This is a genomic window from Pandoraea sp. XJJ-1 (genome assembly GCF_026802345.1).
Classification (GTDB): domain Bacteria; phylum Pseudomonadota; class Gammaproteobacteria; order Burkholderiales; family Burkholderiaceae; genus Pandoraea; species Pandoraea cepalis.
On the sequence record NZ_CP113827.1, the window covers coordinates 1,020,663 to 1,045,859 of the forward strand.

22 protein-coding genes are annotated in these 25,197 nt (G+C 64.0%); 17 read left to right on the forward strand and 5 right to left on the reverse strand.

What is annotated here, in order from left to right:
* Window position 1: 1 nt before the first annotated feature.
* The 4 genes from cyoD to cyoA form a co-directional block, all read right to left on the reverse strand.
* Window positions 2–409 (reverse strand): cytochrome o ubiquinol oxidase subunit IV, encoded by a 408-nt coding sequence (cyoD, locus tag OYT13_RS04710; RefSeq protein ID WP_017233201.1) that lies wholly within the window; start codon window positions 407–409, stop codon window positions 2–4.
* Window positions 406–1,074, reverse strand: a complete 669-nt coding sequence (cyoC, locus tag OYT13_RS04715) for a cytochrome o ubiquinol oxidase subunit III (protein WP_017233202.1) — start codon at window positions 1,072–1,074, stop codon at window positions 406–408. The genes cyoD and cyoC overlap by 4 nt, the downstream gene beginning before the upstream one ends.
* Complete coding sequence (cyoB, locus tag OYT13_RS04720) at window positions 1,067–3,058, reverse strand: cytochrome o ubiquinol oxidase subunit I (protein WP_261939164.1); 1,992 nt, start codon at window positions 3,056–3,058, stop codon at window positions 1,067–1,069. The genes cyoC and cyoB overlap by 8 nt, the downstream gene beginning before the upstream one ends.
* 65 nt (window positions 3,059–3,123) lie before the next feature.
* Window positions 3,124–4,158 carry a ubiquinol oxidase subunit II gene (gene cyoA, locus OYT13_RS04725; RefSeq protein WP_268567342.1) on the reverse strand — a complete coding sequence of 345 codons (1,035 nt, stop codon included), beginning with the start codon at window positions 4,156–4,158 and terminating at the stop codon, window positions 3,124–3,126.
* A 160-nt stretch (window positions 4,159–4,318) separates the two neighbouring features.
* Here cyoA and OYT13_RS04730 point away from each other — a divergent pair, with 160 nt between their 5' ends.
* Window positions 4,319–5,653, forward strand: coding sequence for an MFS transporter (locus tag OYT13_RS04730; RefSeq protein ID WP_174975098.1), 1,335 nt, complete (start codon window positions 4,319–4,321; stop codon window positions 5,651–5,653).
* 82 nt (window positions 5,654–5,735) lie between these two features.
* Here OYT13_RS04730 and OYT13_RS04735 read toward each other — a convergent pair whose 3' ends face one another.
* The gene (locus tag OYT13_RS04735) at window positions 5,736–6,605 is read right to left on the reverse strand and encodes a LysR substrate-binding domain-containing protein (RefSeq protein ID WP_268567343.1); all 870 of its coding nucleotides are present in this window, start codon (window positions 6,603–6,605) and stop codon (window positions 5,736–5,738) included.
* Between the two features lie 152 nt (window positions 6,606–6,757).
* Here OYT13_RS04735 and OYT13_RS04740 point away from each other — a divergent pair, with 152 nt between their 5' ends.
* The 16 genes from OYT13_RS04740 (at window position 6,758) to OYT13_RS04815 (ending at window position 25,168) form a co-directional block, all read left to right on the forward strand.
* Window positions 6,758–7,783: an ABC transporter ATP-binding protein gene (locus OYT13_RS04740; RefSeq protein ID WP_425494730.1), complete on the forward strand. Its 1,026-nt coding sequence runs from the start codon at window positions 6,758–6,760 to the stop codon at window positions 7,781–7,783.
* A complete protein-coding gene (locus tag OYT13_RS04745) occupies window positions 7,780–8,877 on the forward strand; it encodes an ABC transporter ATP-binding protein (protein WP_268567344.1) in 1,098 nt (365 codons plus the stop codon). The genes OYT13_RS04740 and OYT13_RS04745 overlap by 4 nt, the downstream gene beginning before the upstream one ends.
* 41 nt (window positions 8,878–8,918) lie before the next feature.
* Entirely contained in the window at window positions 8,919–10,421 is a 1,503-nt protein-coding gene (locus OYT13_RS04750) for an ABC transporter substrate-binding protein (protein ID WP_268567345.1), read from the forward strand.
* 40 nt (window positions 10,422–10,461) lie between these two features.
* Complete coding sequence (locus OYT13_RS04755; RefSeq protein WP_017233210.1) at window positions 10,462–11,406, forward strand: ABC transporter permease; 945 nt, start codon at window positions 10,462–10,464, stop codon at window positions 11,404–11,406.
* A gap of 13 nt (window positions 11,407–11,419) precedes the next feature.
* Window positions 11,420–12,343 (forward strand): ABC transporter permease, encoded by a 924-nt coding sequence (locus OYT13_RS04760; RefSeq protein WP_268567346.1) that lies wholly within the window; start codon window positions 11,420–11,422, stop codon window positions 12,341–12,343.
* Window positions 12,344–12,420: 77 nt separating this feature from the next.
* Window positions 12,421–14,058, forward strand: a complete 1,638-nt coding sequence (locus tag OYT13_RS04765; RefSeq protein WP_261939161.1) for a gamma-glutamyltransferase family protein — start codon at window positions 12,421–12,423, stop codon at window positions 14,056–14,058.
* A 316-nt stretch (window positions 14,059–14,374) separates the two neighbouring features.
* Complete coding sequence (locus OYT13_RS04770; protein WP_268567347.1) at window positions 14,375–16,780, forward strand: MCP four helix bundle domain-containing protein; 2,406 nt, start codon at window positions 14,375–14,377, stop codon at window positions 16,778–16,780.
* Window positions 16,777–17,505 carry a methyl-accepting chemotaxis protein gene (locus OYT13_RS04775; RefSeq protein ID WP_268567348.1) on the forward strand — a complete coding sequence of 243 codons (729 nt, stop codon included), beginning with the start codon at window positions 16,777–16,779 and terminating at the stop codon, window positions 17,503–17,505. The genes OYT13_RS04770 and OYT13_RS04775 overlap by 4 nt, the downstream gene beginning before the upstream one ends.
* Window positions 17,506–17,521: 16 nt before the next feature.
* On the forward strand, window positions 17,522–18,091 hold the full coding sequence (locus tag OYT13_RS04780) for a hypothetical protein (RefSeq protein WP_150563246.1): 570 nt from the start codon (window positions 17,522–17,524) through the stop codon (window positions 18,089–18,091).
* Window positions 18,092–18,130: 39 nt separating this feature from the next.
* On the forward strand, window positions 18,131–18,772 hold the full coding sequence (locus tag OYT13_RS04785; RefSeq protein ID WP_268567349.1) for a chemotaxis protein CheX: 642 nt from the start codon (window positions 18,131–18,133) through the stop codon (window positions 18,770–18,772).
* Window positions 18,773–18,819: 47 nt separating this feature from the next.
* Window positions 18,820–19,185, forward strand: a complete 366-nt coding sequence (locus OYT13_RS04790) for a response regulator (RefSeq protein WP_017233217.1) — start codon at window positions 18,820–18,822, stop codon at window positions 19,183–19,185.
* A gap of 149 nt (window positions 19,186–19,334) precedes the next feature.
* Window positions 19,335–19,877: a MarR family winged helix-turn-helix transcriptional regulator gene (locus tag OYT13_RS04795; RefSeq protein ID WP_268567350.1), complete on the forward strand. Its 543-nt coding sequence runs from the start codon at window positions 19,335–19,337 to the stop codon at window positions 19,875–19,877.
* A 281-nt stretch (window positions 19,878–20,158) separates the two neighbouring features.
* Entirely contained in the window at window positions 20,159–21,415 is a 1,257-nt protein-coding gene (mhpT, locus tag OYT13_RS04800; RefSeq protein ID WP_017233219.1) for a 3-(3-hydroxy-phenyl)propionate transporter MhpT, read from the forward strand.
* A gap of 146 nt (window positions 21,416–21,561) precedes the next feature.
* On the forward strand, window positions 21,562–22,704 hold the full coding sequence (locus OYT13_RS04805; RefSeq protein ID WP_017233220.1) for a porin: 1,143 nt from the start codon (window positions 21,562–21,564) through the stop codon (window positions 22,702–22,704).
* Between the two features lie 141 nt (window positions 22,705–22,845).
* Window positions 22,846–23,676, forward strand: coding sequence for a p-hydroxycinnamoyl CoA hydratase/lyase (locus OYT13_RS04810; RefSeq protein ID WP_017233221.1), 831 nt, complete (start codon window positions 22,846–22,848; stop codon window positions 23,674–23,676).
* Between the two features lie 40 nt (window positions 23,677–23,716).
* On the forward strand, window positions 23,717–25,168 hold the full coding sequence (locus tag OYT13_RS04815) for an aldehyde dehydrogenase (protein WP_268567351.1): 1,452 nt from the start codon (window positions 23,717–23,719) through the stop codon (window positions 25,166–25,168).
* Window positions 25,169–25,197: the final 29 nt, after the last annotated feature.

Here is a 25,197-nt window from a genome sequence, read left to right on the forward strand (position 1 = left end):
TTCAAGGGAGGTTTTTCGTATCCTGCATCATACCCGCCATCATGTTCTGGTTCAGGTGATACATCACCCATAGCGAACCCGACAGCGTGATCACGACCAGCACGATCGTGAAAATCAACGACAACAGGTTCCAGCCGCCTTCGGAGCGCCCGTTCATGTGCAGGAAGTAGATCATATGCACGACGATCTGAATGGCGCCCAGGAACAGGATCATGATCGCGGTGGTACTCGATTTCTCGAATACACCGCCCATCACGAACCAGAAGGGAATGGCGGTGAGAATGACCGACAGGATGAAGCCGGTCGCATACCCGCGCAGGGTGCTGTGCGGTCCTTCGTCGCCATGGTCGTGATCGTGATCGTGGCCGTGCCCGTCGGCATTGTGCAGGGTCGAGTCGTGGGTGCTCACGGCAGCACTCCCATCAGATAGACAAACGTGAAGACGCCGATCCACACCACGTCGAGAAAGTGCCAGAACATTGACAGGCACATGAGCCGGCGGCGGTTGGGCGCGGTGAGGCCATGCTTGCCGACCTGCACCATCAGGGTGATGAGCCAGACGATGCCGAACGTGACGTGCAGCCCGTGGGTGCTCACCAGCGTGAAGAACGAAGACAGGAACGCGCTGCGCCAGGGCCCCGCTCCCTCGTGAATGAGGTTCGCGAACTCGTAGAGTTCCAGCGAGAGAAACGCCGCACCGAGAACGCCGGTGACCGCGAGCCAGACGAGCACCGCGCCCTGGCGTCGCCGCTGCATCTCGATCATCGCAAAGCCATAGGTGATCGACGAGAGCAGCAGGAAGGTCGTATTCACCGCTACGAGCGGCAGTTCGAACAACTCCGCACCGGTCGGCCCGCCTGCGTAGTTGCGCCCGAGTACGCCATACGCCGCAAACAGGCAGGCGAAGACGAGACAGTCGCTCATCAGGTAGACCCAGAAGCCGAGCAGCGTCCCGTTGGGCGGGTGGTAGTCGCTCGTCATCATGAACTTCAACTCGCCGTCGTGCGGCGCGCTGGGCGTGTGGGCCCCGAGCGGGGCGCCACCGGCCGGGAAGGGTGCCGTCGTATCAGACATGCTGCGCGAGCAGGCGCGTGCGCGCTGCCTCCGTTTGTTCGACCTGATCGGCCGGGATGTAGTACTCGCGGTGGTAGTTGAACGTGTGGCCGATGGCGGTCGCCAGCAGCGCCACGAACGCCACGATCACCACCAGCCACATGTGCCAGATGAGCCCGAAGCCGCATACCGTCGCAAGCCCCGCGAGGATGATGCCCGCGCCCGTGTTCTTCGGCATGTGGATCGGAATGAAGTCGTGCTCCGGACGCTTGAAGCCGTGCTGCTTCATCTGCCACCAGGCGTCGTTGTCGTGAATGATCGGCGTGAAGGCGAAGTTGTAGGCCGGCGGGGGGGACGACGTCGACCATTCCAGTGTGCGGCCATTCCACGGGTCGCCCGTGTCGTCGCGCAGTTGCTCGCGGCGGATGAAGCTCACGACGAGCTGGACGATGAAGCATCCAATGCCGATGGCGATGAGCAGTGCCCCCACGGCGGCGATCTGGAACCAGATTTGCAGCGACATGTCGTCGAAGTGGCTCACGCGACGGGTCACGCCCATCAGGCCCAGCAGGTACAGCGGCATGAAGGCGACGTAGAAGCCGATGAACCAGAACCAGAACGAGCACTTGCCCCAGAACGGATCGAGCCGGTAGCCGAAGGCCTTGGGGAACCAGTAGGTGATTGCCGCCATGACCCCGAAGATCACGCCGCCGATGATCACGTTGTGGAAGTGAGCGATCAGGAACAGGCCGTTATGCAGCGAGAAGTCGGCCGGCGGCACGGCGAGCAGCACGCCGGTCATGCCGCCGATGACGAACGTCACCATGAAGCCGACCGTCCACAGCATCGGCACTTCGAAGTGGATGCGCCCGCGATACATGGTGAACAGCCAGTTGAAAATCTTCGCGCCGGTCGGTATCGAGATGATCATCGTAGTGATGCCGAAAAACGAGTTCACACTCGCGCCGGAGCCCATCGTGAAGAAATGGTGCAGCCACACGAGGTACGACAGCACCGTAATCACGACCGTCGCATAGACCATCGACGCATAGCCGAACAAGCGCTTGCCGGAGAAGGTGGCGACCACCTCGGAGAACACGCCGAACACGGGCAGCACGAGAATGTAGACCTCGGGGTGGCCCCAGATCCAGATCAGGTTCACGTACATCATGGCGTTGCCGCCGAGATCGTTCGTGAAGAAGTTGGTGCCGGCGTAGCGATCCAGCGCCAGCAGGGCGAGCACGGCAGTCAGCACCGGGAAGGCAGCCACGATCAGCACATTCGTGCACAGCGAGGTCCATGTGAAGACCGGCATGCGCATCATCGTCATGCCGGGGGCGCGCATCTTCACGATGGTCACGAGCAGATTGATCCCCGAGAGCAGGGTGCCGATCCCGGCGATCTGCAGTGCCCAGATGTAGTAATCGACCCCGACGTTAGGGCTCTGCAGGATGCCCGATAACGGCGGGTAAGCCAGCCACCCAGTGCCTGCGAATTCGCCGACGAAGAGCGAGAGCATTACGAGCATGGCCCCGCTGGTCGTCATCCAGAAGCTGAAGTTGTTGAGGAACGGGAACGCCACGTCGCGCGCGCCGATCTGCAGCGGCACCACGAAGTTCATGAGGCCAGTCACCAGCGGCATTGCCACGAAGAAGATCATGATCACGCCGTGCGCGGTGAAGATCTGATCGTAGTGGTGCGGCGGCAGATACCCCATGTTGTCGCCAAACGAGATCGCCTGCTGCATGCGCATCATCGCGGCGTCGGCAAAGCCGCGCAACAGCATGACGATGCCCAGGATCACATACATGATGCCGATCTTCTTGTGATCGATGCTCGTGAACCACTCGCGCCACAAGTATCCCCACAACTTGAAGTAGGTGATGGCGCTCAGTACGACGATGCCTCCGAACGCTACCCCGGCAAAGGTCGCAACGAGAATCGGTTCGTGGTACGGGATCGCCTCGAGCGTGAGGCGGCCGAAGATCAACTTGACGATGTCCATAAGCTCGAGCCTGGGATCAATCGCGCACAAGGCGCATCATTGTCGACGGTTGGGCGCGGTATGCGTCACTGCGTACGTCTCTCGCCGGGGGCGTGCCGAGTGTCGGACGCGAACTGCACGGTGTTTTGCGCCGTGCACATCGCGTCGGCGAGCAACGACTCGGACGTTCCTGTGCGCGCCCGGCTGGCGCGCGGATGATTGGGCTGATCCATCATGTCCTTCAGACAGGTCTGCCCGGGTTGCACGCAGCGGTTCAGAATCGCGTCATAAAGATTGGGCGCCACGTCGCCGTAGTAGTGGACGGGCACCCATTCGCTCGGCTGGGAGAGGGCCTCGTACTTGTCGCGCGTGAGGTTGTCGCCGCGCGCCTTGACCTGTTTGACCCACGCGTCGAAACCGTCTGCCGACAGTCCGTGAAATTTGAAGCGCATGCCCGAGAAGCCCGCGCCGCTGAAGTTCGCGGAGAAGCCGTCATAGATCCCGGGCTTGTTGATGACCGCATGCAGCTTCGTTTCCATGCCCGGCATCGCGTAGATCTGTCCGGCCAGGGCGGGCACGAAGAACGAATTCATCATCGTCGTCGATGTGATTTCGAATCGGATCGGCCGATCGACGGGGGCGGCCAGTTCGTTGACGGTCGCAATGCCCAGATCGGGATAGAAGAACAACCACTTCCAGTCCATGGCGACCACTTGCACCGTGAGGGGGCGCGTGTCGGGGGGGATCTCGCGTTTGGCGTCGATGCGCTCAAGCGGCCGGTAGGGGTCCAGCTTGTGCGTGCTGACCCAGGTGAGCGCGCCCAACGCGATGATGATCAGCAGCGGCGCGGCCCAGATCAGCAGTTCGAGCAGCGTCGAGTGATCCCATTCGGGCGTGTAGATGGCACGCTTGTTCGACGCTCGGTAACGCCATGCGAAGACCAGTGTCAGCACGATCACCGGAACGATGATCAGCAACATCAGGACAGTGGAAATGATGATGATGTCCCGCTGCCTTACCGCAAGATCACCCGAGGGCGACATCAATACGGTATTGCAACCGGACAGCAACGCGGTGGCGGGGAGCAAAAATACCCCGCGAAGGCACTTGGGGGAAGTCATGCTGCGATCGATGGAACCGTAGCCTTAGACCGGGTTCATCATGGACTGCCCTCCATGATGCGGCAATTTAGGGTAAACCCTATGGCGTCGATTCGCGATACCTGCGATGCTCTTCTGGCACGAGTGTCATGGTCATCCCGATCCGCAAGGGGGTCCGATAATGTCAAGCAGTGCTCATCAATCGCCGACGCCGCCCGGCGTGACTGCCGCATCGACAGCGCACGATCACGGGAGCAAGTCGCGCATTGCGCCCGAGGAAATCGCGGTCGGCGTAGTGGTCGGACGCGCCTCCGAGTACTTCGACTTCTTCGTGTTCGGCATTGCCGCCGTCCTCGTCTTCCCCCAAGTTTTCTTCCCGTTCGCCGACAGCCTGCATGGCCTGCTGTACGCGTTCGCGATCTTCTCCCTCGCGTTTATTTCGCGCCCGTTCGGTACCGCGCTGTTCATGAACGCGCAGCGCCGCTGGGGACGCAGTGTCAAGCTCACCGCCGCGCTGTTCGTGCTCGGCACGGCGACAGCCGGCATGGCGTTCCTGCCGGGCTATGCGGTACTGGGGGACCGCGCCATCTGGCTGCTCGGGTTCTTCCGGCTCGTGCAGGGCATCGGCTTTGGCGGCTCGTGGGATGGACTGCCGTCGCTGCTCGCGATGAACGCGCCACCTCAGCGGCGCGGCTGGTATTCGATGATGGGGCAACTGGGCGCGCCGATCGGTTTCATCATCGCGGCCTCGCTGTTCCTGTTCCTGCACTCGAGCCTTGAGTCCGACGACTTCCTAACGTGGGGGTGGCGTTATCCGTTCTATGTGGCGTTCGCCGTGAACGTGGTCGCGCTGTTTGCCCGGCTGCGTCTGGTGGTGACGCACGAATATACGGAGATGCTCGAAGAGGGCCAACTGGAGCCGATCAGCACGCGCGAGATGGTGCGCTCGCAAGGTTACAACATCTTTCTCGGCGCCTTCGCCGCACTCGCGAGCTACGCGCTCTTTCACCTGGTGACGGTGTTCCCGCTGTCGTGGATCGCGCTGAAAAACAGCCAGGATCTGAACAATGTGCTTATCGTGCAGCTGTGCGGCGCGGCGATCGCCATCGTGTGCACGGTCATTTCCGGGCGCATTGCCGACCGCATCGGCCGACGTACCACGCTGGGCCTTTTCGCCATCTTCATCGGCATATTCGCACTCTTCGCGCCGTTCCTGATGGGCGGCGGCTCCACGCAGCAAGACATTTTCATCCTGGTCGGCTTCGCCCTGCTCGGATTGTCGTACGGGCAGGCGGCGGGCACGGTGACGTCGAACTTCGAGCAACGCTTCCGCTACACCGGGGCGGCGCTGACGACCGACTTCGCGTGGCTGTTCGGCGCGGCCTTCGCACCGCTCGTGGCACTGGGATTGTCGTCCGAGTTCGGGCTGATCGCAGTGAGCGCCTATCTGCTCTCCGGCACTGTCTGCACGCTTCTGGCACTGCGCATCAACAAGGCCTTCGAGACGCGCGATTGATCGCATGCGCGGCTGCAGGCTTCTCATTTTCGGTCACGGCGCGACAGGGTTCGCGCCGTTTTTCCCTCGTCGCATCATCCACTCACACGTCGTGCAACATGCTGGCGATGGCGGCCGTGATGTCGTGCGTGCGTGAGTCATGCTCACGATGAATCATGCCGACCGTGCGCAGCAAGGGCGGCTCGGCAATCGGCACGATGCGCAACAACGGGTCGGACTGCCAATCGCCGCGATGCAGTTGCGGCAGCACCGATACGCCGACGTTCTTGCGCACGAGCGCGACGATCGTCTCGATGGAGTTCAGCTCCAGGTATTCGGTCACGCCGAGCTTCGCCGCGCGTAACGCCTGCTCCACCACCATGCCGGTGCGAACGCGCCGGTCGAAGCGCAAAAACGCGTGCTCGTCCAGAATGCGCTGCGGGTCGGGTTCGGTGACGTCGCGATTCACGACCATGACCATCGGCTCGGTATAGAGGGGCGTCCACACCAGGCCGTCGACGCGCGCATCGTCGGCGCGCGCGACCACGGCGGCGATGTCGACCTCGCCCTGCTCGACGAGATCGGTCAGTTCGTCCGAGCGCGCCGACGTGAGCCGCACATCGAGCCGTGGGTGCGCGGTCTTGAGTTCCGCGACAGCCATCGACAGTGCGCCAATGACCGACACCACGGCGCCGATGGTGACCGGGCCCTGCATGGTGCCGGCGGAGGTGGCGCTCAGCTCGGCGGTGAGCGCCAGGATCTGCTCGACGCGCGGAAACAAGTCGCGTCCCTGACGCGTGAGCGTGATCTGCCGGCCGCGCCGATCGAACAGCCGCTGACCGACGGCATCTTCGAGACCGCGCATTTGCAGGCTGACGGCCGCTTGCGTCAGCGCGGCACGCTCGGCGGCCGCCGCAAACGAGCCGGTTTGTGCCACCAGCCGGAACGTCTTCAACATGCGCAACGTAAGCATCGAGAGGTTAAGAATAATTTACGTTTGAAAAAGAAATATTAATATTTCTTTTGCGTGCGTGGAAGACATAATCGTGTCACGCACATCCCTCGCGACCGGCTTTCCGGAACCGGGGCAAGACGATTGATGACCCCTACAACGCGCCCATGACCATGCCCGCAGACGCTGGGCCGGTGCTTGATGTCACCGGACTGTCGCTGAAGTTCTCGAAAGCGCCCGACGCGCCGAATCTGATCGATGGCGTCTCGTTTGCCGTGTATCCCGGCAAGACGCTGTGCATCGTCGGCGAATCGGGATGCGGCAAGAGCGTGACGTCGCTCGCCCTCATGGGGTTGTTGCCGAGTCCGCCCGCCAATGTCGTGGCGGGGCGCGCGATGTTCGAAGGTCGGGATCTGCTGACGTTGGGGGAGCGCGACTTTGCCGACCTGCGCGGCAATCGTCTCGCGATGATCTTCCAGGAGCCGATGACCTCGCTGAACCCGTCGTTCACCATCGGTCATCAGATCGAGGAGGGCATTCGGCGCCATCGCGGTCTGGATCGCCGCGCCGCGCGCGCCGAGGCGCTCGAAATGCTCAAGCGGGTGCGCATCCCCGCACCGGAGACACGGCTCGACAACTATCCGCACGAACTGTCCGGCGGCATGCGTCAGCGCGTAATGATTGCGATGGCGCTTGCCAACCGGCCCGCGCTGCTGATTGCCGACGAACCGACCACCGCGCTCGACGTGACGATTCAGGCGCAGGTACTCACGCTCATTCAAACCTTGCAGCGCGAAACCGGCACCGCCGTCGTGCTCATCACGCACGACCTGGGCGTGGTCGCCGAAGTCGCCGACGATGTCGCGGTGATGTACGCGGGGCGCATCGTCGAATACGGCTCGGTGAACGAGATCTTCGATGATCCGCAGCATCCCTACACCATCGGTCTGATGGGGGCGATTCCGTCGATTGGCAAACGCGAGGGCACGCTCGCGACCATCCGTGGCGCGGTGCCTTCACCGGAACGCATGCCTGCCGGTTGCCGTTTTGCGCCGCGCTGTCCGTTTGCCGAAGCCCGCTGCACGCAGGAAGCCCCTGTCGAGCGTACGTTGTCCGGCAAGCATCGCGTGGCCTGCTGGCTGGCACCGGTGGAGGCCCTGACACCGCCCGCATTCCCGATGGAAGAGGTTGCCGTATGAACGCCCCCGCCCCTGTGCACCCGCTGTTGGACGTGCGCGACCTGACCAAGCACTTCGGCGGTCATCGCGTCGGCTTCTCTCGTGCGCCCACGGTGTATGCGGTCAACGGCGTGTCATTTTCCGTGCAGGCCGGAGAGACGTTCGCGATTGTGGGCGAATCCGGTTGCGGAAAATCCACGCTGGGGCGGCTGTTGTTGCGCTTGCTCGATGCCACGCGCGGCGAAGTGCGCTATCAGGGCGAGGACATCATGACGTTGGGTGCGAGCGCCATGCGGCGTCTTCGGCGCGAACTTCAGATCATCTTCCAGGACCCGTTCGCGTCGCTCAATCCCAGCATGACCGTGGGGGGACTGATCGGCGAACCGATCGCGTTGCACGGCCTCGCCCGTGGGCGTGCCCGGGACGAACGCGTGGCCGAACTGCTGCGCACCGTCGGCCTGCAACCCGATTACGCACAACGCTTTCCGCATGAGTTCTCCGGCGGTCAGCGACAGCGCATCGGCATTGCGCGAGCCTTGGCGGGGGAGCCTCGGGTGATCGTTGGCGACGAGCCGGTCTCGGCGCTCGACGTTTCCGTGCAAGCCCAGGTCATCAATTTGCTCGAACGCCTCAAGCACGACTTCGGACTGACGCTCATCATGGTCGCCCACGATCTGGCGGTGATTCGCCACATGAGTGATCGTGTGGCGGTGATGTACCTCGGGGAGATTGTCGAGCTGGCCAGCGCGGACGCGCTCTTCGACACGCCGCTGCACCCTTACACGCAGGCCCTTCTGCAAGCAATCCCCGCGAGCGATCCGCACCTGCGGCGCGAACGCGCGCCACTCGGCGGCGAATTGCCCAGCCCGACCGCGCCGCCGCCCGGGTGCCGCTTCCATCCGCGTTGCCCGCATGCGCGCGCCGCGTGTCGCGAGCACAAGCCGGTCGACGAAACGCTGCCCGACGGTCGGCAAGTCGCCTGTCATTTCTGGCGCGAGATTCAGAATGCTGGGGCCAGTCCGGCGCGCGCCGCGGCGCCGAGCGATGCGCTGAGCGCGCGACTTGCGCTGTATCGTGCGCGCCAAGCCCAGGCCGATGCGGCCGTCGGCAGATAACAACACTTTCTCCCCACTCACATCCACAAGGGATCTCACGCATGCGTAAAGTTCTGCTCGATCTTGTACTGGCGGCGTCGTTGACGACCGGCGCAGCCGCCGCGATGGCGCAATCGACGCTTCGCATCGGCTTGCAGGAGGACATCGGCTCGCTCGATCCCGCGCGCAGTTCGCAGGTCGTCGACCGCATGGTGCTGCGCTCGCTGTGCAGCTCGCTGGTCGATATCAGTACCGATCTGAAGTTCGTGCCGATGCTCGCCACCTCGTGGAGCGTGAGTGCCGACGGCAAGACGTGGACATTCAAGCTGCGCCAGGGCGTGAAGTTCCACGACGACGAGCCGTTCAACGCCCGCGCCGTCAAGGCGAATCTGGACCGCGCGCGTAGCCTGCCCGCGAGCAATCGCAAGAGCGAGCTGTCGTCGATCGATCATGTCGACGCCGTGGACGACAGCACCGTCAACATCGTGCTCAAAGCGCCGGATTCCGCGCTGCTCGCCACGCTGTCCGATCGCGCGGGCATGATGCTCGCGCCCAAGACCCTGAGCGACGATGCCTCCGTGCAGTCCCACCCCGTGTGCTCCGGTCCGTACAAGTTCGTGCAGCGTGTACAGAACGATCGTGTGGTGCTGGAGAAATTCCCGGGCTACTGGGAAGCGGACAAGTATCCGATCCAGAAGGTCGTTTTCCTGCCGATTCCCGACACCACGGTGCGCCTGGCCAACGTGCGCTCGGGATCGCTCGACATGCTTGAACGCCTCGCGCCGTCGGATGTGGCCTCGGTCAAGCGCGATGCGAACCTGAAGTTCGTCTCCATCGACGGGTTGGGTTACTACGGCCTGACGTTCAATGTGGCGGCGAACGCGCCCAAGGCATTGCGCGACAAGCGCGTGCGTCAGGCGTTCGATCTGGCCATCGATCGCGACGCCATCAACAAGGTGATCGGCGGCGGTATCTTCACCCCGGCCAATCAGGCATTGCCGCGCTCGGGACAGTACTACGACGCGTCGATCAAGACGACCAAGCGCGACGTTGCCAAGGCAAAAGCGTTGCTGAAAGCGGCGGGCTTCGAGAAGGTCGACGTGACGCTGAGCTTCGGCAACAACACGGTCTCCAATCAGATGGCGCAGATGCTGCAGGCGATGCTCGCCGAGGCGGGCATTCAACTGAAATTGCGGCCGATGGATTACGCGGCGGCGCTCGACGCCGCCCATCGCGGCGACTTCGACGTGCTCTACAACGGCTGGTCGGGACGCGTGGATCCGGACGGTAACCTGCATCAGTTCGTCACGTGCAAGGGCAACCTGAACTACGGGCAGTACTGCAATGCCGATGTCGACAAGCTGCTCAACGAGGCGCGCGTGAAATCCAGCGTGGCGGAGCGCAAGCCGCTCTATGACGCCGCCGACAAGATCCTGTCCGAAGACAATCCCATCCTTTATCTGTACGTGCAGCCGTGGCCGTATGTGCTTACCAAAAAGGTGCAGGGATTCGTTGCCTATCCGGACGGACTGATTCGTCTGCGTGGCGTGAGCCTCAAGGGATAATCCGGGACCGCCCGGCATTACCAGGGAAACAGGAGCCGTCATGCTTCGCCTCGTCCTCCATCGTGCGCTGGTCGCGATACCCACGCTCATCATCGTGTCGATGATGATCTTCGGGCTGCAGAAGATGTTGCCCGGCGATCCCGTGCTCGCGATGGCCGGCGAGGATCAGAACCCGCAGGTCATCGCCGCGCTGCGCGAGAAGTACCACCTCGACAAGCCGCTGCCCACGCAGTACGCGCTCTGGATCGGCGACGTGCTGCGCGGCGACCTCGGCAACTCGCTGCGCACAGGCGAGCCGGTCACGACACTGATCGCGCAGAAGCTGCCCGTGACACTGCAACTGGCGATGTTCGGATTGCTGATTGCCATCGGGATCGGTATCCCACTGGGCATCCTGTCGGCGGCCAACCGCGGCAAGGCCATCGATTACGGCGCGAACGTGCTGGCCTTGTCCGGCATGTCGATCCCCAACTTCTGGCTCGGTATTCTGCTGATCTTTCTGGTCTCGGTGCGTTGGCACCTGCTGCCGTCGTCGGGTTACGTATCGCCTGCCGAAGACCTGTGGATGAGCTTCAAGACGATGGTCATGCCGGCGTTCGTGCTCGGCGCGGCGCTGGGGGCTCAGTTGATGCGCCACACGCGCAGCGCCATGCTTGGCGTGCTGCGCACCGACTACATTCGCACGGCGCGCGCCAAGGGTCTGTTGCGTGGCACCGTGGTGCTCAAGCATGCGCTGCGCAATGCGCTGATTCCTATCGTGACGGTGCTCGCGCTGCTCTTTGGCGAACTGCTCGCGGGCGCGGTGCTCACGGAACAGGTCTTCACGATTCCGGGATTCGGAAAGCTGGTCGTCGATGCCGTGTTCAATCGTGACTATGCCGTGGTACAAGGCGTGGTCCTGGTGACCGCCGTGAGCTTCATCGCACTCAACCTCCTGGCCGACGTGCTTTACGTCTTGCTCAACCCGCGCCTGCGTCGCGCCTGAGACCTCTTCGAACATGGCCGCATTGCCTACGACTTCCACTGCATCGCAGAGCGCCGAAGGGGGCCGACCCGCCGCGGCCGTTGCCAGCCCCGAACGGTTGCCGCGCCGCCGCCATCGCGGGCTGCGCAAGTTCGCACGTAACCGGGCGGCGGTCGTGGGGGCCATCATCGTGGCGTTCGCCGTGATCGTCGCGCTGTTCGCCCCGTGGTTGTCGCCGTACGATCCGATCGCCACGAGCTTCATGACGGTGCGGCAGGCGCCGAGCGCGCTGCACTGGTTCGGCACGGACGAGCTGGGTCGCGACGTGCTCGCCCGCATGATCTTCGGTGCGCGCGCCTCGCTCGCGGCGGGGGTGGTGTCGGTGGGCATCGCGGTGATCGTCGGCGTGCCGCTGGGTTTGCTCGCAGGGTACTTCGGCCGGTGCGTCGACGCGATTGTCTCGCGTCTGGCCGATGCGCTGCTCTCGATCCCGTTCCTGATTCTCGCGATTGCGATGGCCGCGTTCCTCGGCGCGAGCCTTACGAACGCGATGATTGCCATCGGCGTGTCGGCCATGCCGCGTTTCGTCCGGCTTGCCCGCGCGCAGGCGTTGACCGTCAAGGCGGAGGAGTATGTGGAAGGCGCGCGCGCCATCGGCCTGACGGATGCGCGCATCATCGTGCGCTATATCCTGCCCAACGTGCTGCCGCCGATCATTGTGCAGGCGAGCCTGACCGTGGCGACCGCGATCATCGCGGAGGCAAGCCTGTCGTTTCTGGGGCTTGGACAGTTGCCGCCCTCGCCGTCGTGGGGCTCGATGCTCAACACGGCCAAGGACTTCGTCGAGCAGGCGCCCTGGATGTCGATTTTCCCCGGTATCGCCATTTTCCTGACGGTACTCGGTTTCAACCTGCTGGGCGACGGTTTGCGCGACGCGCTCGATCCGCGCGAACAATAGCGCGGCACGAGATTCTTCAGCCGCGCCGCCCGGTGGGCCACTTTCACGATTCGTTACCAAGGTCATCAGCCAGTCCCATGACGCACTTCAATTGGCAGAATCCGTACCCGACGCCGCGCCTGCCGGTGTTTGCCCGCAACATTGTGTCGACGTCGCATCCGCTGGCCGCCCAGGCCGGGCTGCGCATGCTGTGGCAGGGCGGCAACGCCGTCGACGCCGCGATTGCCGCTGCCGCGTGCATGACAATCGTCGAACCGGTCTCCAACGGCCTGGGCGGCGATTGCTTCGCGCTGGTCTGGGACGGCAAGGAACTCCACGGCCTGAACGCCTCGGGCGTGGCGCCGGCCGCGTGGAACATCGATTACTTCCGCAAGAAATATGGTGAGCAGCATGGCATCGCCAAGCAGCCGACGCGCGGTCTCGACACCGTGACCGTGCCCGGCGTGATCGCGGGCTGGGAGGCGTTGCATGCGAAGTTCGGCAAGCTGCCGTTCGCGGATCTGATGGCGCCGGCGATCGAGATCGCCGAGCGCGGACATGCCGTGGCGCATATCGTCGCACGCAAATGGGCGGCGGCGGTGCCTGAGCTGAAGGACCTTCCTGGTTACGCGCAGACGTTCATGCCGCATGGCCGTGCGCCGATGACCAGCGAGATGATCCGTATGCCCGGCCATGCGCGCACGCTGCGCCTGCTCGCGAAGGAGGGGCCGCGCGCGTACTACGAAGGCGAGATTGCACAGCGCATCGCCGCCTGGTCGGCAGAGCATGGCGGGGCGATGACGACCGACGATCTGCGCAATTACCGCGCCGATTGGGTCAAGCCGATCGAGAAGGATTATCGCGGTTATACGGTGCACGAGATTCCGCCGAACGGGCAGGGCATTGCCGCGCTCATGGCGTTGGGCATTCTGGAGAAGTTCGATGTGTCTCGTCTGGCGGTCGATCGCGTGCATTCGCAACACTTGCAGATCGAGGCGATGAAGCTCGCCTTTGCCGATCTCTACCGATACGTCGCCGATCCCCGCTCGATGGAGGTGACGCCTGAGCAGATGCTCGACGACGCCTACCTCACCGCGCGTGCGAAGCTGATCGACCCCGAGCGGGCGTCGCATTTCGACTTCGGCATGCCGAAGGCCGGCGGCACGATCTATCTGTCGGCCGCCGACGAGCAGGGCATGATGGTGAGCTTCATCCAGTCGAACTACATGGGCTTCGGTTCCGGCGTGGTGGTGCCCGATCTGGGCATCGCGCTGCAAAACCGAGGCTGCGGGTTCTCCATGGATCCGAAGTCGGCCAACGTGGTCGAAGGCGGTAAACGACCGTTCCACACCATCATTCCGGCGTTCCTCACGCAAAAGGTCGACGGCAAGCACGAGGCCGTGATGAGCTTCGGGGTGATGGGCGGCGATATGCAGCCGCAGGGCCATCTGCAATCGATCGTGCGGATGATCGACTACGGCCAGCAACCCCAGGCGGCATGCGACGCACCGCGCTGGAAGGTCAATCGCGACTTTACCGTCGATATCGAATCGACGCTTGACCGCGAGACGGTGGCCGGACTGGTGGCGATGGGGCACTCCCTGAAGTCCATCGACGACCCGTACATGGACTTCGGCTCGGGTCAGTACATTTGGCGCCTGGATCGCAACGATCCGGATCGAGGCTACGTCGCCGCGAGCGACAGTCGTCGCGACGGTCTCGCCGCCGGCTACTGAGCCAGCGGTTGGTCCCGCAGCGCCGGTGGCGCGGTGTGCATCGCACCGCGCCACCGGCGCTGTTTTCTTATGGGGCGGCGCTGCGCATGCCAAGTCGTGTCCAGAGGCGATGTTGGCGTGCGCTCACTCATCTCGGATTCCTACACGGCGTTACGGCGTACAGAACACATTAAGATTCTGTTGATTCATCGAATCGTCACAGTTCACCGGCAATAATCACGTCGCACGAAGCCTATACCAACTAATTCGGCAACCGATCTACTGCGTCGAATCGCGCGTGGCACCGGGGGCCGGTGCGACCCGGGGAAACGACGCCATGACGATCCGTCATCGAATTACGCTATTGGTGATCCTGACGTTTATCGCGCTCTCGATCATCGGTGGCTACGCGGTCTACCAGACCCGCGCCAGCGCTCACAAGGTTCGGCAGGTGACGGAAGGCGTGGTGCCGAGCGCACTCGCTTCCGCCGATCTCGTCTCGCAAGTCAAGGCGGTGCAGATTGCCACGATGACGCTGGTCTACGCGCAGGACGACACTGTCGTCGAACAGGCGCTCAACACCCTCAAGAAGCTGCGCGGCGACATTGACCGGTCGCTGACCCGTCAGGCCGAAGGCGCGGCGAGCGATGCGCAGAAGGGATTGGTGACCCAGGCCCGCGAGAGCGTCGAGAATTACTTCAATGCCATCAACGACACCGCCAAGCTCAAGCAGGCGGGCAAGACGGACATGGCGCAGGCGTTCCTCTTCGCGATGGTCGCGCAGTATCGCGACGAACTCGAAGGGGTGGTCAACACGCTGCGCGTCGAGAAGACGCGCCAGCAGGACTCGGCCATTGCAACGCTCAATGACACGCTCTCGACCACCACGACGGCCATCGGCATCGTGACCGGACTCGCGATCGTGCTGCTCACGGCCATCGGCGCGTTGCTGTACCGCCAGATCACGCGTCCGCTCTCGCGCATGCAGGCGATGATGAGCGAGATCGCCAAAAGCCAGGATTTCACCCGTCGCGTGCCGGTCGGTCGGATGGATGAAATCGGGCACTCGATCGTGGCATTCAACGGCATGATCGAGAAGATTCAGGAACGCTCGGCGCAACTCAAGCAAAAGACGGCTGATATTCAGGCGATGCTGCAGAACATGCAGCAGGGCATTCTGACGGTCGTCGACGGCGCGCGAGTGCACGCGGAGTACTCGGCCTATCTCGAAGCGATCTTCGAGACGCAGGACATCGCGGGGCGTCCCGTCATGGAACTGGTGTTCGGCGACAGCGATCTGGGCGCGGATGCGCTCTCGCAGGTCGAAGCCGCCGTCGAGGCCTGTATCGGGCAGGATGCCATCAACTTTGTCTTCAACGAACACTTGCTGGTGGGCGAGATCGGCAAGCGCATGTCGGACGGGCGCATCAAGCAACTCGATCTGACCTGGTCGGCGATCACCGACGAGAGCGACACGATCCTGCGGCTCATGCTGTGTGTACGCGACGTGACCGAGCTGCGCGAACTCGCGGCCGAGGCCAGCGAGCAGAAGCAGCGGCTGGAGATGATCGGCGAGATTCTGTCGGTGAGCCAGGAGAAGTTCCATCACTTCATCGAAAGCTCGACCGGCTTCATTCGTGAGAATGAACGCATCATACGCAAGCACTCGCAGGCCGACAGCGCGGCCATTGCCGAGTTGTTCCGCAATATGCACACCATCAAGGGCAACGCGCGCACGTACAACCTGCAGTACCTGACGAACGTCGTGCACGAGACCGAGCAGCGCTATCACGAGCTGCGCCAGCCGGACGTCGCGCGCCTGTGGGATCAGGATGGCCTGATGCGCGAACTGGAGCGCGTGCGCGATGCCGTCGATACCTATGCGCATATCAATGAGATGAGCCTCGGTCGAAAAGGCCCGGGCAGGACGGCCGACGAGGAATCGATGGTGGTGGACCGTGCCCACATCCGCGCGAGCCTGCGCATGCTCGAAGCGGCCGATCCGAACGATCCGCATCAACTCGTCGCCATGCGCGACGCCGTGCATCAGACCCTGCGCCTGCTGGGCACCGAGGGCGTGGGCGAAGCGTTGGGCGGGGTGCTCGATTCGCTGCCGTCGCTGGCGAGCGAACTCGGCAAGCCGGCGCCGGCGGTGCGCGTCGACGACAACGGCTATCGCCTGCGTTCGCCCGCCGTGCGAATTCTGCGCGATGTGTTCATGCACCTGCTGCGCAACTCCATGGATCACGGGCTGGAGAGCGCGGACGAGCGTCGTGCGAAGGGCAAGCCGGAGGCCGGCACCATCGACATCGAAGTCGGCCTCGATCACAACATGCTGCAAGTCACGCTCTGCGACGACGGACGCGGCCTGGCGCTGCACCGCATTCGCAACATCGCCGTGCAGCGCGGCTGGATTACGGCCGAAACCTACGTGACGGACGAGCAGATCGCCCAGTTCATCTTCCGCCCGGGCTTCTCGACGGCGGCGCAGGTCACCGAGGTGTCCGGGCGCGGTGTGGGCATGGATGCGGTGCAGGACTTCGTGCGGCGCGAGCATGGCCGCATCGAGCTGCGCTTCACCGACGAGCACAAGGGGGCTGAGTTCCGCCAGTTCCAGACGGTGGTGTGTCTGCCGGACAACCTCGTGGTCGACGGTTTCGACCTGAACAGCGTGGCGGCCGATGCTGTCGACAGACCGGCGCTGGATGTCGACGTGCCGCGCTCGGAGACGATTCGAGTATGAACTCGGTGCAATGGTTGCTGGCGGGTGGAATGGCGGGCGTGATCAGCGCAGGCGTTGTGGCGTTCGTTGCGCACCGGTGGCGCATGGCGCTGGCCACGGCACACTGGCGCGCACTGACCCAGGCGCATGACGAGGCACTGGCGCAGGTGCTCGAACGCGAGCGTCTGGCGATCGTCTGCCTCGAAGAACAGGGACAGGCGCACGATGAGGCGCTCACCGCACAACAGGCACGTTTGACGCAGGCCGAAGTCGATTTGCAAGTGGCGCGCAAGTCCGAGGCTGCCGTGCTGGAAGCAAAAGGTCACTGGCAAGCCGAGGCCGAGCGCATTGCGGGCGAGGCGGGGCGTCTGCGCGGACTGGCGGCGACCTTCGAGCGCTGGCACGAGCAGATGATCTCCCTCATGACGCAGAACCAGGACATGCACGCGAAGAACCACGAACTGGCGTCGATCGTTCGGCACGTTCTGATCGTGTCGCTCAACGCGTCCATCGAAGCGGCCCGCGCGGGTCCGGCCGGGCGCGGCTTTGGCATCGTCGCGAGCGAAGTGCGTTCGCTCGCCACACGCTCCGAAGAACTCTCGAAGAGCTATCGCGACAGCCTGCTTCGCAACGACGTGACGACGACGGCAACGTTCCAGGACATTCAGGCGGGCGGCAAGATGATCGCGGCCTCCCTCTCGAGCGTTGAAGCCCTCGCGCAGCAGTTGCATTCCCGTCTTCACTAAGCCAGCAGGTTTCGTTGTGATCAGCGCTCACGCCCGCGACAGTTTCGAACGCATTCTCCATAAAGCCGCACGCACCCGGCTCGCACGCTCGGTGAGCGGCGCGTGCGAGATTGTGCCGCTCTCAGTGCGCCAGCACGACGCGCCGCCGCTGGACGTCGGGGTCGATCTGGCCGCCCGGCATGCCAACGTGGTGGTGTTCACCATCTCGTCCATCGGCTTTCGCATGCTGCTGGTGCTGCACTTCGACGAGGACGATGCGACGGCCGCGTACTTCGCGGGCGACGATCGCGACAAGCCGTTTCGCGAGGTGTTCCTCGAACTTGGCAATCTGTGTTGCGGGGCGATCAATCAAGAGTTGCTCAACTACTTCCCCGATCTGGGCATGTCGACGCCGTACGTACTGAGTGCGCACTGCGTGCCGCACCTTACGCAACTCAAGCCGAATCTGCTGTCCTCGTGGGACATCACGCTTGATGGTTCGGTGCGTCTGGCGGCCACGCTATGCGTTTGCGCGCACGCCCCGCTCGACTTCAATGCCGACGTCAGCGAATCGGAAGACAGCAGCGGTGAACTGGAATTGTTTTGAATTGGCAATGGTTTTGTCAGGCCCTAGGAAATTACGATAATGAACCGAAGCACCCCCCGCGAGTCGGTCAGCCAGTTTCTGATCCTCGACGACAGCGTCGAGCATGAATACCCCGAAGCGCTCGTGCGCGGCATGGTCGATATCACCGATGGTGTATTTCGCGGCTTGTTCGGCGACATCGCCGTGCACTGCGAGCCGCCCGGCGTGGTGCGCGATCGCATCATTTTCGGTGAGGTCTTCAGCCTGATCCCGCTCGAGAGCGCCTGGTGCCGCGGCTACATGATGATGCAGGCCGAGCAGGTTCCGTTCATGCAACTGCTCGAACATACCGGCCGCTGCGAGGGGCCGGCGGGCTTTCGCGAACTCAACGGCATGCTGGGCGAGCTGACGAACCTGATCTGGGGCGCGTTCAAGAACCGCTACATGGGTGATCCCTCGGCAGTGGGCCACACACAGGTGCAGGTGCCGCTGCTCATCAATCACAAGCAGAAGTACATTTCGTTCGGCACCGACAACCCGCAGTTGTGTTTCGTCTATCGCCTCACCGATCCGGTCAGCGGCCAGATCGTGACATTGCATCAGCATTTCGTCTTTAGCCTCAACTGGTCGCCGGAGGCGTTTCGCGACGCCCCGCAGGCAAGCGCCGAGCCCGTCGAAACCGGGGCGCTGGAGCTGTTCTGAGATCCCGACGCGAACCTCTACTCCCTCTTACACACAAGGACAACACCATGTCGAAGATTCTCGTGGTCGATGATTCGAGCACTGTGCGCGACGAAGTCGCCGGCTTTCTGCGCAAGAACGGCCTGGACGTGGACACCGCCGTTGACGGCAAGGACGGTCTCGCCAAGATCAAGGCCAGCCCGGGCGTGAAGCTCGTCATCAGCGACGTGAACATGCCGAATATGGACGGCCTGACGATGGTCGAGAAGATTCGCGGCGAACTCGCGAACCAGAGCGTCAACGTGGTGATGCTCACCACCGAGAGCAGCCCGGCCATGAAGGAGCGTGGCAAGGCGGCCGGCGTGAAGGGCTGGATCGTCAAGCCGTTCAAGGGCGACGCCGTGCTCGAGACGTTCCGCCGGCTCGCCGGCTGACATCGCAGGCCAACCGGTGCCGCGGGGGCCGGTCCGCGACGCCTCGCCGCCGGACCGTCGCCACTGCGCGACGGCGGCGTTACACTGCTGACTTTCCCGCACTATGCGAGCACTGACGCAGGCTGTTTGCGCATCCTCGCTTCCTCATCATGAGCGTTGCACCCGAGAAAAAGAAGCTGACCGCAGCCGCAGGCGCCGACGACAATGTCGTGCGGGCACCGGACACCGAAGTGATCGAAGGGGCGGCGGGCTCGGCCGAGGCACGGCCGCGTCGGGCCAAGTTGCGTCTGACCTACGTCATCGCCAGCCTCGACCGTCTGCTGCGTCGCCACATGTCCGAAGCGCTGGCACCGCTCGGCCTCACGCTCGCCCAGTTCACCGCGCTATCGGTGCTCGACGCCCGCGGCAAGCTCTCCAATGCGCAACTCGCCCAGCGCTCGTTCATCACGCCGCAATCGGCCAATGAGGTCGTGAGCCTCATGGCTGGGCGCCAGTGGATCACCCGTGAGCCCGACCCCAATCATGGCCGCATCGTGCTGTTGCAACTCACCGACGAAGGGCGCCGGGTGCTCGCGCAATGCGAAGCCGTCGCCAAGGAAATCGACACGCGCATGCGTGCCGATGTGAGCCGCGAGGACGCCGCCGCCGTGCAACGCCATCTCGAAATGTTCGTGCGCAATCTGCGCGACTGACCCCGGGTTTGTCCCGACCTGCCGATCACTTGTATTGTCAGGTAGCTTGATATTAAATGGAGACCGTCGCCGCAGAGAAGCGGGCGACAGCATTCCAGTGGCACGGTAAGGCGAACGCAATATGCGGCTCGCGCGGCATTGTCGCGCCCGCCGTACGTCCGCCCTATATATCAGGTTACCTGATTAAATGGGCGTCGCCGCCGGCGTCGGCTGACTGCGCATCAGGTGCCGCTCTCGCAGGGCGGCGACCGAAGTCCATGACAAAGATGACAGGAGACACCATGAAATCGAATCAGGAGGGCAACGCGCAGGCGTTGCCGTTGGCGCCGGACAGGCAAGCGAGTCTCGCCAGTCCGGTGGCGCTCACGTTGGCGCTTTGCTTTGCCGTGGCGTTGCTCGAAGGTCTCGACCTGCAATCGGTCGGGGTGGCGGCACGCGGCATGGCCAAGGAGTTCGGACTCAGCGTCGCGCAGATGGGGCTCGCCTTTTCGGCGGGCACTTTTGGCCTGCTGCCCGGGGCGATGGTAGGCGGGCGTTTGGCCGACAGCATCGGCCGCAAGCGCGTGCTGATGCTCTCGGCCGCGGTCTTCGGCGTGTTGTCGATTGCCACGGCGTTCGTGTCGGACTTTTGGATGTTGGTGATCGTGCGCGTGCTCACGGGCATCGGCCTGGGCGGTGCAATGCCGAACCTGATTGCCTTGTCGTCGGAAGCCGTGCCGCCCCGCCTGCGCGGCACGGCCGTGAGCATCATGTATTGCGGGATTCCGCTCGGCGGTGGCATTGCCGCGACCATTGGCATGCTGGCGGTGAGCGACGCCGACTGGCGGCATATCTTCTACGCGGGCGGCATTGGCCCGCTGTTGCTCTTGCCGTTGCTCGCCTGGTGCCTGCCGGAGTCTCGCGCGTTTGCGGCCGCGACCTCGCAAGGCCAGCGCGCCACGCCCGCGCCGATGATGACGGTGCTGTTCTCCGAGGGGCGCGGCATCTCGACGATTCAGCTCTGGCTATCCTACTTCTGCACGCTCATCGTGCTGTACTTCCTGCTCAACTGGCTACCGTCGCTCATGGGGGCGCGCGGTCTGGCGCGCGGCGATATCGGTTGGGTGCAGATTCTTTTCAACGTGGGGAGCGCCGTTGGCGTGCTCGCCCTCGGCTACCTGATGGATCGCGCGCGCATGTCGCTCGTGATTGGCGGCATGTACCTGGGCATGATCGCCTCGCTTGTCGGGCTCGCGGCGGCGCAGGGCTTCGGTGTACTGGCGACGGCGGCGTTCTTCGCCGGCATGTTCATCATCGGCGGCCAGTCGGTGCTCTATGCGCTCGCCGCCGCCTACTACCCGACCGCCATGCGCGGAACGGGCGTGGGGGCAGCGGTGGCGTTCGGACGCATCGGCTCGGTGGTCGGACCACTGGCCGCCGGCATGCTGCTTGCCGTGGGCAGCAGTGCCGCCCTGGTGATCGGCGCGAGCATTCCCGTCACCATCGTGGCCGCGCTGGCCGCCCTCATGCTCATTCGTCGTCCCCGCGCGGCTGACTGATTCGGCGTCACGCCGGTTGGCCTCGCTTGTGCGCGACGGACGCCACTGGGCTGTGCCGTCGCGCATTTTCTTGCGCAAGGGCCGCGCAGGTCTGCCGTTCCTGGTTTGCCTACACCGATAACAACATCAATTATTTGGAGACACCCATGGCATTTCCCCATCGCGCTCATGCGCTCGCTTCATTGACCGTGGCCGCCGCGCTGGTGGCGCCCGGTATCGCCAGCGCACAATCGAATATCACGCTGTACGGCATTGTCGACACCGGAATCGAGTACGTCTCGCACGCCAGTGTGAACGGTGCCGTGTTGCGCATGCCGGGTGTGACCGGCGAATTTCCGTCGCGCTGGGGTCTGCGCGGCACGGAAGATCTCGGCGGCGGGCTCGCGGCGATCTTCCAACTGGAGAGCGGCTTCAACCTGCGTGGCGGCGATCTTGGCCAGGGCGGTCGCCTGTTCGGCCGCCAGGCCTTCGTGGGCGTGAAGGGCCCGTATGGCACGCTGTCGTTTGGCCGCCAGTACACCATGACGTTCTACGCGCTGCTGGGCTCCGATATCCTTGGCCCCGATATTTACGGCATGGGCTCGTTCGATGCGTACGTTCCCAATGCGCGCACCGATAACTCGGTCACGTATCAGGTCGGCTGGCAGGGGCTGAGCTTCGGCGCGGGGTACTCGTTCGGCCGCGACGCGGCGGGTACGGGCAATTCGCCGGGGCAGGGCACTTGCGCCGGACAGGTGCCGGGGCAGTCGGTGCAATGCCGTGACTGGTCGGTAATGCTCAAGTACGACGCGAACAACTTCGGCGTCGCCACATCATACGAAGAACTGCGCGGCGGCACCAACGCCGCGGTCAACTTCTTCGACGGACAACCCACCTCGGTGTTCGCCAGCAGCGGCGACAAGGACACCCGCACGACCCTCGGCGCGTACTACAAGTACGGCGCATTGAAGGTCGGCGGCGGCTGGCTGGGCCGTCGCGTGTCGACGTCCGCCATCAATACGCACACCAACCTGTTCTACCTGGGCGCGGCGTACAGCATTACGCCGGCGTGGCTGGTGGACGGCGAGGTCTACCGCATCGTCAACAGCGATCACAACACGCGCGGCACGATGACCACGCTGCGCGCCACTTACTCGCTCTCGGTGCGCACCGCGGTCTACGCGCAGGCGGCATACCTCTTCAACAGCGCCCACGCAGCGTACTCGGTCAGCGGCGGAGGCGGCGGCACCACGCCGCCCGCCGGCGAGGGCCAGGCCGGTGTGATGCTCGGCATGCGTCATACGTTCTGATATTTCGAGATCAGGGTTTTCACTGAAAGCGTGATGCTTGCAATGTAAGGTTACCTGATATTAAATGTGTCTGTCGGCAACACCGCGCGCCACTCCCGGCGCGCGGCACAGGTTGCCCGGAACACTTGGGAATTGCGCAAAATGACTGCATACGAAGGACGCTGGAAGACGATCGACGTGAAGGTGGAGGGGGGCATTGGCTGGGTCACCTTCAATCGCCCGGAGAAACGCAATGCCATGAGCCCGACGCTCAACACGGAAATGATCCAGGTGCTCGACGCGCTCGAGCTCGATGCCGATGCCCGCGTTGTCGTGCTCACGGGCGCGGGAGCGGCATGGACGGCGGGCATGGATCTGAAGGAATACTTCCGCGAGATCGATGGCGGGCCGGAAGTCGTGCAGGAGCGCGTACGCCGCGACGCGTCGGATTGGCAATGGCGCCGCCTGCGCATGTACGCCAAACCGACCATCGCCATGGTCAACGGCTGGTGCTTCGGCGGTGGCTTCTCGCCGCTGGTGGCGTGCGATTTGGCGATCGCTGCCGACGAGGCAGTGTTCGGTCTGTCGGAAATCAACTGGGGCATTCCGCCGGGCAATCTGGTGAGCAAGGCCATGGCCGACACGGTGGGACATCGCCGCGCGCTGCACTACATCATGACCGGCGACACGTTCACGGGCGTGGAAGCGGCGGACATGGGGCTGGTGAACCAGAGTGTGCCGCTCGACCAACTGCGTGATGCCACGCTGGCCCTGGCCGCCAAGTTGCTGGAGAAGAATCCGGTCGTGCTGCGCGCTGCGAAGCATGGTTTCAAGCGTTCGCGTGAGCTGACGTGGGAGCAGTGCGAAGACTATCTGTACGCGAAACTCGATCAGGCCCAGCTGCGCGACCCGGAACACGGCCGCGAGCAAGGCTTGAAGCAGTTCCTCGACGACAAGGCGATCAAGCCGGGCCTGCAGGCTTACAAGCGCTGAGGCGCAACGTTCATCGGTGACCGGAAAGAGGGAGAGCGCAATGCATGAAGTGCAGATGCTGATCGGGGGGCAGTGGCGCGGCGCGCAGGGTGGGGCAACGTTCGAGCGCATCGATCCGGTGACGGGCGAAGTTGCCACACGGGCACCGGCCGCGACGCTGGCGGATGCCGATGCGGCCGTCGACGCGGCGCAAGCGGCCTTTCCCGCCTGGGCGGCGCTGTCGCCGACGGCGCGTCGGCAACGCTTGCTTGCGGCCGCCGAGCGCATGGACGCCCGCGCGGCGGAGTTCATCGCCATCGGGGCCGCCGAGACCGGCGCGATGGCCAATTGGTATGGCTTCAACGTCATGCTCGCGGCCAACATGCTGCGCGAAGCGGCGGCCATGACCACGCAAATCGACGGCAGCGTGATTCCGAGCGATGTGCCTGGCAGTCTTGCAATGGCAGTGCGCTCGCCGGTCGGCGTGGTCCTCGGCATCGCGCCGTGGAATGCCCCGGTGATTCTGGCGACGCGCGCGCTTGCCATGCCGCTCGCGTGCGGCAACACGGTCGTGCTCAAGGCGTCGGAGCAATGCCCCGGCGTGCATGCGTTGATCGGTGCCTGCCTGCACGATGCGGGGCTGGGCGACGGGGTGGTCAACGTCGTGACGAACGCGCCGCACGATGCCGGCGAGATCGTGGCGCGACTGATTGCGCACCCGGCTGTCAGGCGCGTGAACTTTACCGGCTCGACGCACGTGGGTCGCATCATCGCGCGCCTCGCCGCGGAACATCTCAAGCCGGCGCTGCTGGAGTTGGGCGGCAAGGCCCCGGTGCTCGTGCTCGACGACGCCGAACTGGACGCCGCCGTCGACGGCATTGCGTTCGGCGCGTTCTTCAATCAAGGGCAGATCTGCATGTCGACCGAGCGAGTGATCGTCGACGCGCGCATCGCGGACGCCTTCGTCGAAAAGCTCACGGCGAAGGCGGCGACCTTGCGCGCCGGGTCGCCGACGTCGCCCGACAGTGTGCTCGGTGCGATGGTGAGCGCGCAGGCGGCGTCGCGCGTGGCGGCGCTGGTCGAGGACGCTCGCACGCATGGCGCGCATCTGCCGCTGGGGTGCCGGGTTGACGGTGCGATCATGCAGGCGACGATCGTCGATGGCGTGAGCCCGGCGATGCGACTGTACCGCGAGGAGTCGTTTGGTCCGATGGTGACGATCCAGCGTGTAAGCGGCGATGACGAGGCGGTGCGAGTGGCCAACGATAGCGAATTTGGCTTGTCGGCCGCGATCTTCAGCCGGGACGTATCGCGAGCGCTGCAATTGGCCAAGCGCATCGAGTCGGGAATTTGCCACATCAATGGCCCGACCGTGCACGACGAAGCGCAGATGCCGTTCGGCGGCGTGAAGTCCAGCGGCTACGGCCGATTCGGCAGCAAGGCGTCGATCGGCGAATTCACGGAACTGCGCTGGATCACCGTGCAGACAACGCCGCGCCATTACCCGATCTGATCGTTCGCAGGATGAGGCTGTGCCCGTGC